Origin of the sequence: Flavobacterium sp. LC2016-13, assembly GCF_009707955.1 — a bacterium.
Taxonomy (GTDB): Bacteria; Bacteroidota; Bacteroidia; order Flavobacteriales; family Flavobacteriaceae; genus Flavobacterium.
Map to the genome: position 1 here is coordinate 75020 of NZ_WMDQ01000007.1, position 11982 is coordinate 87001.

At 33.0% G+C, this 11982-nt stretch carries 17 protein-coding genes; 11 read left to right on the top strand and 6 right to left on the bottom strand.

The window, feature by feature from the left end:
- The first annotated feature begins 31 nt into the window (after window positions 1–31).
- The 10 genes from GKZ86_RS15015 (at window position 32) to GKZ86_RS15060 (ending at window position 7447) form a co-directional block, all read left to right on the top strand.
- Window positions 32–364 carry a hypothetical protein gene (locus GKZ86_RS15015; protein WP_057115248.1) on the top strand — a complete coding sequence of 111 codons (333 nt, stop codon included), beginning with the start codon at window positions 32–34 and terminating at the stop codon, window positions 362–364.
- A gap of 2 nt (window positions 365–366) precedes the next feature.
- A complete protein-coding gene (locus GKZ86_RS15020) occupies window positions 367–1227 on the top strand; it encodes a hypothetical protein (protein ID WP_154783898.1) in 861 nt (286 codons plus the stop codon).
- 162 nt (window positions 1228–1389) lie between these two features.
- A complete protein-coding gene (locus GKZ86_RS15025; protein ID WP_154783899.1) occupies window positions 1390–2472 on the top strand; it encodes an adenylosuccinate synthetase in 1083 nt (360 codons plus the stop codon).
- Window positions 2473–2481: 9 nt separating this feature from the next.
- Window positions 2482–3009: an NADAR family protein gene (locus GKZ86_RS15030; protein WP_154783900.1), complete on the top strand. Its 528-nt coding sequence runs from the start codon at window positions 2482–2484 to the stop codon at window positions 3007–3009.
- Between the two features lie 9 nt (window positions 3010–3018).
- Window positions 3019–3432 carry an ADP-ribosylation/crystallin J1 gene (locus GKZ86_RS15035; RefSeq protein WP_154783901.1) on the top strand — a complete coding sequence of 138 codons (414 nt, stop codon included), beginning with the start codon at window positions 3019–3021 and terminating at the stop codon, window positions 3430–3432.
- Window positions 3429–3944, top strand: a complete 516-nt coding sequence (locus GKZ86_RS15040) for an O-acetyl-ADP-ribose deacetylase (RefSeq protein WP_317173596.1) — start codon at window positions 3429–3431, stop codon at window positions 3942–3944. Before GKZ86_RS15035 ends, GKZ86_RS15040 begins: the two co-directional genes overlap by 4 nt.
- A gap of 85 nt (window positions 3945–4029) precedes the next feature.
- On the top strand, window positions 4030–4677 hold the full coding sequence (locus tag GKZ86_RS15045) for a DUF4291 domain-containing protein (protein ID WP_154783902.1): 648 nt from the start codon (window positions 4030–4032) through the stop codon (window positions 4675–4677).
- Entirely contained in the window at window positions 4670–5221 is a 552-nt protein-coding gene (locus GKZ86_RS15050; protein ID WP_154783903.1) for an RNA 2'-phosphotransferase, read from the top strand. Before GKZ86_RS15045 ends, GKZ86_RS15050 begins: the two co-directional genes overlap by 8 nt.
- Window positions 5221–5952: a metallophosphoesterase family protein gene (locus tag GKZ86_RS15055; RefSeq protein WP_154783904.1), complete on the top strand. Its 732-nt coding sequence runs from the start codon at window positions 5221–5223 to the stop codon at window positions 5950–5952. Before GKZ86_RS15050 ends, GKZ86_RS15055 begins: the two co-directional genes overlap by 1 nt.
- Window positions 5953–5977: 25 nt before the next feature.
- The gene (locus GKZ86_RS15060) at window positions 5978–7447 is read left to right on the top strand and encodes a nicotinate phosphoribosyltransferase (protein WP_154783905.1); all 1470 of its coding nucleotides are present in this window, start codon (window positions 5978–5980) and stop codon (window positions 7445–7447) included.
- A 143-nt stretch (window positions 7448–7590) separates the two neighbouring features.
- Here the strand turns inward: GKZ86_RS15060 and nadD are convergent, their stop codons facing one another.
- The 4 genes from nadD to GKZ86_RS15080 all read right to left on the bottom strand — a co-directional run bounded on the left by nadD (window position 7591) and on the right by GKZ86_RS15080 (window position 10364).
- Entirely contained in the window at window positions 7591–8172 is a 582-nt protein-coding gene (nadD, locus tag GKZ86_RS15065; RefSeq protein WP_154783906.1) for a nicotinate (nicotinamide) nucleotide adenylyltransferase, read from the bottom strand.
- An 88-nt stretch (window positions 8173–8260) separates the two neighbouring features.
- Window positions 8261–8833: a guanylate kinase gene (gmk, locus tag GKZ86_RS15070; RefSeq protein WP_154783907.1), complete on the bottom strand. Its 573-nt coding sequence runs from the start codon at window positions 8831–8833 to the stop codon at window positions 8261–8263.
- A 113-nt stretch (window positions 8834–8946) separates the two neighbouring features.
- Window positions 8947–9807 (bottom strand): YicC/YloC family endoribonuclease, encoded by an 861-nt coding sequence (locus tag GKZ86_RS15075; RefSeq protein WP_154783908.1) that lies wholly within the window; start codon window positions 9805–9807, stop codon window positions 8947–8949.
- 206 nt (window positions 9808–10013) lie between these two features.
- On the bottom strand, window positions 10014–10364 hold the full coding sequence (locus tag GKZ86_RS15080) for an arsenate reductase family protein (protein ID WP_154783909.1): 351 nt from the start codon (window positions 10362–10364) through the stop codon (window positions 10014–10016).
- 76 nt (window positions 10365–10440) lie between these two features.
- Between GKZ86_RS15080 and GKZ86_RS15085 the strand changes: the two genes are divergently transcribed.
- Window positions 10441–10896 carry a DinB family protein gene (locus tag GKZ86_RS15085; protein WP_154783910.1) on the top strand — a complete coding sequence of 152 codons (456 nt, stop codon included), beginning with the start codon at window positions 10441–10443 and terminating at the stop codon, window positions 10894–10896.
- Between the two features lie 31 nt (window positions 10897–10927).
- Here the strand turns inward: GKZ86_RS15085 and GKZ86_RS15090 are convergent, their stop codons facing one another.
- Together GKZ86_RS15090 and GKZ86_RS15095 are read right to left on the bottom strand one after the other, a co-directional pair.
- Entirely contained in the window at window positions 10928–11422 is a 495-nt protein-coding gene (locus tag GKZ86_RS15090; protein WP_154783911.1) for a septal ring lytic transglycosylase RlpA family protein, read from the bottom strand.
- Between the two features lie 87 nt (window positions 11423–11509).
- Complete coding sequence (locus GKZ86_RS15095; RefSeq protein ID WP_154783912.1) at window positions 11510–11932, bottom strand: hypothetical protein; 423 nt, start codon at window positions 11930–11932, stop codon at window positions 11510–11512.
- Window positions 11933–11982: the final 50 nt, after the last annotated feature.

An 11982-nucleotide genomic window follows, 5' to 3' on the forward strand; every position in this document is an offset into this window, starting at 1 on the left:
CAAAGAAAACTTGAAACTAAACCACAAAAAAATGAGCGATTTAAAACCAAGATTTATTGAATCTTTAAAAAGAAACAATGATCAGATTAGAGAAGACAGAGCCAAAACAATTGGTGAAGATTCTGAACTAATTTACAGACGAAGAGTTGAAGATATTGAACTAAAAATTAAAAGATTAGAAAGAGAACAAGAAGGACTTATAGATATTAGTCCGCTGGATAAAAACAGTTTGACTTTTGCTGACTTTCAACCGGAAGCATTTGTACAAAAAGATATGGAATTATCATTAACAATCAGAAATTTAAATATTCAGTTTGAAGTGACAAAAAAGAGATTCGAATATTTATTTGGTAAAACATTTTAGTTATGGGAGGTACAAGATATGATTTAGGCGCTCGTTCAAGCAGAGCAGCGGCAGCAGGTTACGGATTTAAATCTGCAAGCGAAATTTTTGTTCAAAATCAAATAGGATTAGCACATGAATCGATGAATCCAAATGGCATTACTTTTAGAGAAGCCAGAGATTCTGAAGTTCATCCAAATACAGTTCCAATTATTTTAGGATTGGATGTTACAGGAAGTATGGGACACGTTCCGCATGAATTGATCAAAGAAGGACTTCCAAAATTAATGGGCGGAATTATTCAGGGCGGCGTTCCGGATCCGGCACTTTTGTTTTTAGGAATTGGAGATCATGAATGCGACAGATTTCCACTTCAGGTTGGACAATTTGAATCTGGCGATGAAGAACTCGATATGTGGTTAACAAGAACTTATATTGAAGGCGGAGGTGGAGGAAATGCCGGAGAAAGTTATCTTTTAGCCTGGTATTTTGCAGCCTTTCATACCAAAACCGATGCGTTCGAAAAAAGAGGTCAAAAAGGATTGTTGTTTACCGTTGGCGATGAACCAGGTTTAAAAACACTTCCGGCATCTGCAATTAAAGAAATTATGGGGGCTGGACAACAGACTTACACGCATACTGAATTATTGAAGGAAGCCCAAAAACGTTACGATGTTTATCACATTAGTTTGTTGCATTCAGACCAGGCCGTAAGAGCCGATGTAGAGTGGAAAGAATTGCTGGGACACAATTGTTTGTCTATTCAGGATCATAAAGAAATTCCAAATCTAATTAAAAAGATCATTTGCGATAAACATAAAAGTTCAGGATCAGGATTAGGAACAATTCCGCTTGACGGATTGGATAATATTGAAATGCTATAAATGTTTAACACATAGATTCATAGATTTTTGTTAGTTATTAAAAGAAAATAAAAAAGAAACTAGTTTCTCACACATAGAAACTATGTTTGTTTAAACTAGTGAAACGCCTTTTTAAGTTTCCAAAAATCTATGAATCTATGTGTTTAAATAATATTTAAAATAATGAAAACAGCACAAATAGTTATAGGTTTAGGATTTGGAGATGAAGGAAAAGGAATTACAACAGATTTTCTGGCGAAACAAAATCCTGAATCTATAGTTATTCGGTTTTCAGGAGGACAACAAGCGGCGCATACCGTAATGATTGATGATAAAAAACACGTTCATTCGAGTTTTGCGAGCGGAGCGCTTCGCGGTTTGCCTTCTTATTATAGTGAACATTGCACGATTCATCCTGTTTTTCTATTCAATGAACAAGAAGAATTAAAGGAAAAAGGTGGAAATATTGAACTTCATATTCATCCTTTAGCAAAAGTTACAACACCTTTTGATGTTTGGCAAAACAGAAATAACGTTAGAAATTTAGATCACGGAACTTGTGGAAAAGGAGTTGGAGCCACCATGAAGCGTAATGAAGGTCCCTACAAATTATTCGCAATAGATTTGATTGCACCGAGACAAATGCTTTTAGAAAAGTTAGAAAAGATAGCCTATTATTATGGTTTTCTAAATGAAAGTGAAATCGATGAAGAAGTAAACCATTACCTCGAAGTTATTGATAAAATGCAGTGGAATATCAATGATTATAGTTTTTTAGAAAAGTATCCTAATCTTATTTTTGAAGGAAGCCAGGGTGTTTTACTCGATATGGATCACGGCGTTTTTCCGAATGTAACGTATGCGAATACAACCTCAAAGAATGCATTTGAAATCTGTAAAAAATTAGAAATTACAGCTATCGAAATGTATTATGTGACCAGAAGTTATTCAACCCGACACGGAAGCGGCTGGATGAGTAATGAAAGAGAATTAAAATTAAAAAATAACGAAGAAGAAACCTGTGTTTACAATGATTTTCAAAGAGAATTTCGAACAGGCGATTTAGATTATAATCTTTTAAATTACAGCTTAAAATTAGATGCCGCTTATAGTCTGAATGCGAAAAGAAATCTGGTTGTAACTTGTATGGATCAGATTGAAATTGATTACGAATTTGAAAAACTAACAACTGAGTTTACAGAAATCTACGGATCATTTTCACCCGATTCTAAAGATTTTAAACAAATAACTTCTTTGTTTCAATAAAGGAAAAAAATGAGATACAATATAGAAAATATAGCTCCGGAAAGTAAGTTTTTATTTTTCTGGGGACATCAGCCAAGCAAAGACGGAACGATAACCAAAACTTGTTTTAGCCAATGGTGGTTAAGCTCTTTTCAAGTCGATAAAGTCATTTATAAAACGGCAGAACACTGGATGATGGCCAAAAAAGCCGAATTGTTTAATGACAATGAAGTTTTAGCAAAAATCATTAAAGCCAATTCTCCAGCCGAAGTGAAAAAGTTAGGTCGTGAGGTCAAAAATTACGATGATAAACTTTGGTTATCGAATCGATACGAAATCGTGAAACAAGGGAATTATCATAAATTCAATCAGAATAAAGACTTAAAAACGTTTTTATTAAATACCAAAGATAGAGTTATAGTTGAAGCAAGTCCAGTTGACCCAATTTGGGGAATTGGTATGGCGAGTGATCATAAAGATGTTTTGAATCCGGAGAAATGGAGGGGGTTGAATCTTTTGGGTTTTGCTTTGATGGAAGTTAGGGATGAATTGAAATAAATTTGAGTTATGGAAACAACAAGATTATATCGTCCGGTAGGATTGAAAGAAATGGAGTTAATTGCGGAGACGGATTATAAATTATTTCCTCCGAGATTAGAGTGGCAACCTATTTTTTATCCGGTAACGAACCAAGCATACGCTGAGCAGATTGCTTTTGAATGGAATACTGTTGATGAATTTTCAGGATTTATTGGAATCGTTACTGCTTTTGAAGTTAAAACTGCTTTTCTTGAAAAATACGAAGTTCAAAATGTTGGAGACAAAAACCACAATGAACTTTGGATTCCATCTGAAGATTTAGCTGCTTTTAATGCTAATATAGTTGAAGGAATAGAAGTAGTAAATGTACATTTTACAGATCGTTCTTTTGTAACTGAAAATAGCGAACTGAGAGACAAATTAAATAGTTTTAAAAAGTGATTGTAGAACTTCTCAAAGCCGACATAACAGAAATTCAAGTTGATGCAATTGTCAATGCTGCCAATACTTCTTTGTTAGGAGGCGGTGGAGTTGATGGTGCTATTCATAGAAAAGGAGGAAAAGCTATTTTAGACGAATGTATCCAAATTCGAAACAGACAAGGAGGATGTAACGTTGGAGAAGCTGTAATTACAACGGCTGGTAATTTGCCTGCGAAATATGTGATTCATACCGTTGGTCCGGTTTGGAATGGCGATAAAAATGAAAAATCTAAATTGCTGTCAGCTTGTTATCAAAATAGTTTAAAATTAGCTGTTCAGAATAAGATCAAAACGATTGCTTTTCCTGGTATTAGCACAGGAATTTATAGATTTCCAAAAGATAAAGCGGCAGAAATTGCAGTAAATATTGTGAAGCATTTTGATGAAATTTCAGAAATAGATAAAGTAATATTTGTTTGTTTTGATGATGAGAGTTATGAGGTTTATAATGATTTATTGGAACGTAAATAAATTAAAAACAAAATCAGATTATAAAGATTAAATCTGATCTAATTAAAATAAAACAACACAATGAAGCTATTGTGTACAAAATAAAATGAAAATAGAATTAAAAAAATATGATGAGCAAATAAAAGAATGGCCAAAATCAGGCTATCATATTATGGCTCAATATGACGATGAAGAAATAATTGTTTACCAATCATATCGAAAAGATATTGGTGAATTTGCTGCAAAAAATCAGTTTTTTGGAGGAGAATTTAGCCTTACCAGAATGACTTGGATAAAACCAAATTTCCTTTGGATGATGTATAGAAACGGATGGGGAACGAAAGAAGGACAAGAAGTTGTGCTGGCTATTCATCTTAAAATCTCAGCATTCAACGAATATTTGCAAAATGCAGTTTATTCATCTTATGATGTGTCACTCGGAATGAGCCAGGAAGAATGGCAAACCCAAGTAAAAACATCATCAGTGAGATTGCAATGGGATCCAGATCATGATCCTTACGGAAATAAATTAGAAAGAAGAGCGATTCAGATTGGTTTAAGAGATGATTTTATAAACTCTTTTGCGAAAGAAGATATAGTGCTAATTGAAGATATTTCAGATTTTGTAAAAGAGCAATATTTTTTTGTTCAGAATAAAGAATTAGAAAATCTGATAGTTCCTGCCGAAAAACCATTCCTTTTTAAGGATAAAGAACTGAATAAGAAACTTAAAATCTCTGGAAATCATGAATGAAAAAGCAGCAAAAAGCGTAAGCAAGTTCCTGAGCTTGGTTCTCAGACATTCGCCAGAAACTATCGAATTAAAATTAGACGAAAATGGTTGGGCAGATGTTGATGAATTAATTTTAAAATGTAATAACAGAGGAAGTCAAAATCAAATGACTGCAGAACTTCTGGATTACGTGGTAGAAAATAATGATAAAAAACGTTTTACTTTTAACGAGGATAGAACTAAAATCAGAGCAAGTCAGGGACATTCGATTTCGGTTGAATTAGATTTGAAGGAAGCTGAACCTTCGGAGTTTTTATATCACGGAACAGTTGAAAAGTTTTTAGAAAGCATTAAAAAAGAAGGACTCCAAAAAATGAGTCGTCAGCATGTGCATCTTTCTAAAGATAAAGAAACTGCAATAAAAGTAGGTGGAAGAAGGGGAGTCCCTCAAATTCTAACCATCAAAAGCAGAGAAATGTTTAAAGATGGATTTAAGTTTTATTTGTCAGAGAATAATGTTTGGCTGACAGATGAGGTTCCGGCGAAATATATCGAATTTAAATGATGAAAAGAACTTTAGTTATTGGAGATATTCATGGCGGTTTAAAAGCATTGATTCAATTGTTGAAACGAACAGAAATTTCTGAAAATGACAGACTTGTTTTCTTGGGAGATTATGTTGATGGCTGGAGCGAATCCCGACAAGTTATTGATTTTCTTATTGAATTATCTCAAAAACAAGAATGCATTTTTATAAGAGGAAATCATGACGTTTGGTGCCAAGAATGGTTGAAGAACGATGTTATAAATGATATTTGGTTTTTGCATGGAGGAAAATCTACGATAGAAAGTTATTCTAACATTGATCCGGTAGAAAAAGAGAAGCACCTTGATTTTTTTGCGAATATGAAAGATTATTTTGTAGATGAGCATAATAATTTGTTTATTCACGCTGGTTTTTCATCGATGCATGGTCCGGAAAAAGAACATTATGCTAGCAATTTTTCTTGGGACAGAACCCTTTGGGAAATGGCTTTAACAATGGATAAAAGAATTAAAAAAAATTCACTTTCGTATCCGAAGAGATTATTGCTATATAATGAAATTTACATTGGTCATACACCAACACTTCATTATAATATCGATATTCCAATGCAAGGTTGTAATGTCTGGAATATAGATACTGGTGCAGGTTTTTACGGAAAATTAACTTGTATTAATGTTGAAACAAAAACATTTTGGCAAAGTGATGTTGTACAGACATTTTATCCAACTGAAAAAGGAAGAAATAAATAATTTATAAATTAATGAATAAAAGCCTATGAACCCATTACTATTAACCGACGGTTACAAAGTTGACCACAGACGACAATACCCGGACAAAACTACTTTAGTATATTCTAACTGGACACCAAGAAAATCAAGAATTGAAGGTCTTGATGAGGTTGTGTTTTTCGGATTGCAATATTTCATTAAAAAATATATAATTCATGATTTTGATGCTGATTTTTTCAAACAGCCAAAAGAAGAAGTAGTAAAAAAATATGCTCGCCGAATCAATAATTATTTAGGAGAAAATCAAGTTGGAACAAAACATATCGAAGATTTACACGATTTAGGATATATTCCGATGGTTTTTAAAGCTTTGCCGGAAGGAGCAAGTGTTCCTTTGAGAGTTCCAATGTTTACCATGTATAATACGATTCCAGAATTTTTCTGGTTGACAAATTATTTTGAAACATTACTTTCTGCTGTAGTTTGGTTGCCTTGTAACTCTGCTACAATTGCAAAAGAATATAGAAAAGTATTAGACAAATATGCTGATGAAACTTCATCTGTACCAGAATTTGTAGATTGGCAGGCGCATGATTTCTCTATGAGAGGAATGGGCGGAATCGAAGCGGCGATAACTTCTGCTGCAGGACATTTATTAAGTTTTACAGGTTCTGATACGATTCCGGTAATTGATTTCTTCGAAGATTATTACAACGCAAATTCTGACAAGGAATTAATCGCAGGTTCAGTTGCTGCAACGGAGCATTCTGTAATGTGTATGGGAACGACTGAAGGCGAATATGAAACTTTCAAAAGATTAATTACAGAAGTATATCCAAAAGGAATTGTTTCTATCGTTTCTGATACTTGGGATTTGTGGAAAGTTCTAACGGACTATTTGCCTCGTTTAAAAGAAGAAATTGTAGGCAGAGAAGGCAAAGTAGTAATTCGTCCTGATAGTGGTGATCCGGTTGACATTATCTGCGGAAATCCAAACGGAAAAACAGAACAGGAAAAGAAAGGTGTTATTGAGCTGCTTTGGGATGTTTTTGGAGGATCAGTTAATGCAAAAGGATATAAAGAGCTTGTGCCTCAAATTGGAGCCATTTACGGCGATAGTATTACGGTAGCAAGAGCAACTCAAATTTGCGAAAGACTAAAAGAAAAAGGATTTGCTTCTACAAATGTTGTTTTAGGAATTGGTTCGTTTACATATCAATACAATACCAGAGATACTTTTGGTTTTGCCATGAAAGCAACTTACGGTGAAGTTGATGGTGAAGGAAGAGCTATTTTTAAAGATCCAATTACAGATGACGGAACTAAAAAATCTGCGAAAGGATTAATGAAAATTGATTTAGTTGATGGTGTATATCATTTAACCGATAATGTTTCATGGGAAGAAGAAAAACAAGGTGAATTGAAAGAAGTTTTCAGAGACGGAAAACTTGTCGTAGATCAATCATTAAATGATATCAGATCCCGAGTTAAAAGTCAAATAAGCATTACGCTATAAAACTTAAAAGCCTGAATTTTAAATTCAGGCTTTTTTTATACTAGCTTGTCATTTCGAGGAACGAGAAATCACATAAAGTGAAGACACACAGTGCGTCGCTCTCTGGATGTGATTTCTCGTTCCTCGAATGACAAAATTGCGTTTTATTTCTTGTAAAAATTATTGTGATCAATATATTCCCAAACTTTTGAAGGCAATAAAGGCTGGATATTTTTGCCTTCTTTAATGCTATTTCGAATAAAAGTAGAAGAAATCTCTACAATTGGCGCATCAATAATATGAACTCTTGGATGTGATTTTAATTCGATGTTTTCCTCTTCTTCAGAAATGCGAGGATACACATAAACATCATAATGATCTAAAATTACTTCGTAGTTTTTCCATTTATGAAGCGTTTTCAAATTGTCTTCTCCCATAATTAAAGAGAAATCATGCGTTGGATATTTCTCGTGCAAATGAACCAAAGTATTTACGGTATAATTAGGCTGAGGTAATTTGAACTCAATATCCGAAGGTTTAATTTTTGGATAATCCTCAGTAGCCAAAAAAACCATTTCCAAACGTTGATGGTCGTCCAGTAAAGTAGCTTTCTTTTTTAACGGATTGTGAGGCGTAACCACCATCCAAACTTGATCTAAGTCAGCAAACTCTGCCATGTGATTGGCAATGATTAAATGCCCGACATGAATGGGATTATACGTTCCGAAATAAAGACCTATTTTCATTTATTTTGATTAAAAGATTAAAAAATTAAAGGATTTAAAGATGGAAATAATAATTTTTCAATATTTAAATCCTTCAATTTTTCAATTTCTACTTGTTTACAAAATCCTTCACCAATTGATAAGCTTCTTCTTTAGCTGTATCTAAATCGTAATTTTTAATAATTGTATCAAATTGAGGAGCAGTTGCTAATTCAACCGAAGCTTTTGCAATTCGCATATTGATTTTATCGTCAGTTTCGGTAGAACGTTCTTTTAAGCGACGTTTTAATTCATCAACACTTGGAGGTTTTACGAAAACGGCTAAAGTTTGATCGGGAAATTTATGTTTAATACGTAATCCGCCCGCAACATCAATATCAAAAATCACATTTTTTCCTAAAGCCCAAATACGTTCAATTTCGGCTTTTAAAGTACCGTAAAAATTATCACGATAGACTTCTTCCCATTCCAGGAAATCTTCGGCTTTAATGTGTTTTTTGAATTCTTCTAACGAAATAAAATAATAATCTTTTCCGTGTTCTTCTTCTCCACGTGGGTCGCGAGAAGCCGCTGAGATCGAAAATTCTAAATTTAAATCTTCTTTCCCAAGTAAATGTCTTACTATAGTTGTTTTTCCTGATCCCGAAGGTGCCGAGAAAACAATTAATTTTCCTTTGTTCATTAATGTATGCTTTAGGCTTTAAGCAATATGCTTTAAACTTTTTATTTATGCTTTAAGCTTCTGTTTCGTTTTGTTTTTTTGCTTATAGCCTATAGCTTAAAGCTTACTGCTTTTTAAAGCACATTCAAAACCTGTTCTTTAATCTTCTCTAATTCATCTTTCATCATCACAACCAGCTTTTGCATTTGTGCATGATTCGATTTTGATCCCATTGTATTGATCTCACGACCCATTTCCTGAGTAATAAAACCAAGTTTTCTACCATTAGCTTCGGTCCCTTTTATAGTTTCTAAGAAATAATCTAAGTGATTTGTTAAACGAACTTTTTCCTCGGTAATATCCAGTTTTTCTAAGTAATAGATCAATTCCTGTTCGAAACGATTTTCATCAACATTTACCTGCAATTCTGCAATAGCAGTCTGCAAACGATCTTTGATCGCCTGAACGCGTTCCGGATCAAGAGCCAGAGCATCGTTCATATATTGACGGATATTTCCAATTCTAAGATTGAACTCTTTTTCAAGAGATTCTCCTTCGTCTCTTCTAAAATTTAAGATATTTTGAAGCGCTTCTTCAATGATAACCTGAATTTGCTCCCAGTCGTTTTCATCAATTTCTTCACGTTCTGTTTTTAATGTATCCGGCATACGAATCGCCATTTTCATTAATTCAGTTTCATCTGCAGCAGGATATACTTCTCTCAATTGAGCAATATAATTTTTTACAACAGGAACATTTACTTTAGTCGAAGTTTGTTCAGCAGTACTTTCAATGTAAATTGCAAAATCAATTTTTCCTCTTTCAAGTTTTGTAGAAATTTGAGTTCTTAAACCTAATTCCATTTCGCGGTAAAGCGACGGCATTCTTACGTTTAAATCTAAACCTTTACTATTTAAGGATTTTACTTCGACGGTAATTTTTTTTGTAGGCAATTGCAAAGAAGCTTTGCCAAACCCTGTCATAGATTGTATCATATAATTGAGTATAAAGGCGCAAAGATAATTAAAAGTTTGCAGTGTTGGGTTGTAAATCAGTAATCTGTTAAAAGCAACATGACTTAAAGGTTTTTTGCCACGAATTGCACAAATTTACACAAATTTCAAGGGCGTAAATTTTAAGATTATTTAAATAAAAATTCGTGCAGATTCGTGCAATTCGTGGCAAACTTTTTTCTTTACTTTTAAGATAAAGCTTTCATTACCTGCAAAATATTTTGTTGGCTGTTGCCGATATAAATTTGATTGTCAATAATAAAGACAGGACGACTTATAAAAGTATAATGTTCTAAGATATATTTTTTAAAATCAGCTTCAGTTAAAGACTTGTTTTTCAAATCCATCGATTTGTATAATTGTGCTTTTTTACTGAACAACGCTTCGTAACTTCCTGAAAGTTTATACATTTCTTCCAATTCGGCCTCAGTAATTGGGTTTTGCTTAATATCATGAAAAACCAAATTATTGTCTTTTGGTAAACCTTTGATTATTTTTCGACAAGTATCGCAAGAAGCTAAGTAATATATTTTGTTCATGATTTTTGTTTTAATTGACTACAAAGAAAATTCATTTGAAAGCAAAAATGTCTAATTTTATAAAAAAAATAGCAATATGAGTTCAGTTTTTAAAGTACAAAAAACCATTAGAGAAATTTTCCTGAAGATTTTGGATAATCATTCATTAGAGCAATTGAATAAAATTCCTGAAGGATTCAAAAATAATGTGATCTGGAATGTGGCACATTGCATATCCTCACAACAAGTTTTAGTATATAAATTATCGGGTTTGCCAACATTAGTTTCTGATGAATTTATTGATAAATACAAAAAAGGCACTAAACCTGAAGCAGATGTTTCACAAGCAGAATTAGATGAGATTAAAAGATTGCTTTTTGCAACCTTAGAGCAAACTGAAAAAGATTATGCGGAGAATGTTTTCAATCATTACACCTTCTATAAAACAAGTATGGGATTTGATCTCGAAAATGTTCAGGATGCATTAGACTTCGTTAGTTATCACGAAGGAATTCATACCGGAATCATAATGAGTCTGCAAAAGTTCATTTAATAAAAAAGTCCCGCTATTAACGGGACTTTTTTTATTCTATTATTCTTTCTATTGTCACTTTCATAGCGCCTGCACCTTTGCTTTTGGTTATTTCCATAAAAGCTCTTTTTGAAAGGTCTAATTCGCGTGTTTTTACAAATGGACCACGATCTGTAATTTTTACAATTACAAATTTTCCGTTTGCTTCATTAGTTACCTTTATTCGGGTACCAAACGGAAGCTTTTTATGTGCGGCGGTATATTTGTTGTTGTCGAACCTGCTTCCGTTTGCTGTTTTTCTTCCTGTAAATTTATCAGCATAATAGGATGCGTGTGCATTTTTTTTGTAAGCTTTTAGTTTTAATCCATTATCAGTAAATATAGAATCAGAATTCATAGGTGGTACTGATAATTTACCAATTTTTACAGTGTCCTGAATAATTTTTGGAGTTTCTACTGCTTGTTTGTTCTGACTCATGATTGGAGTAAAACAACCTAAAAATGTAATTGCAAATAGAGAGAGGGTAATGTTTTTTTTAATTCTCATGGGTTATTGTTTTCAGACTTGGGGAGTGTGTTCAAATAATATGCCGAGATAAAAAAAGCCCTGTTGCAGGGCTTTAGTTGCTGGTTCTTAAAACCAGAGATTCCATGGGATCCTACTTAAAATAAGTAATAATCCTAAACCGTAAAAAATAGCAAATGTTCTAAATTTTGCTTCGCTGTTAATTAGTTTTTTATGTTTAGACCATCCAATTGTGATTAGGATGATTGCTATAATATTAATTAATGGGTGTTCTAATGAAGTTAATCTAAGTTCTGCATTAGACATTTGTCCGAAAGCTGCTTTTCCTAACGGAGATACAAAATAAAGGATTAAGCCAATCAGTAATTGAGTATGTGTTCCGATCAAAGCAAAAAGGGCAATTTTGCGATCCTTAGCTGTAAAATCTTTTTTTGATGTTAAACCAACAATCGAATTTACGACTGCAATTAGTAAAAGTACTAAAGCTAAATAAGCCCAGCCAGAATGAAATTTTTGTAGAAAATAATACATAAACTGTTTTTTTGTGTAAAACAAATATAGCAAAAAAGGGTATAAAAAAA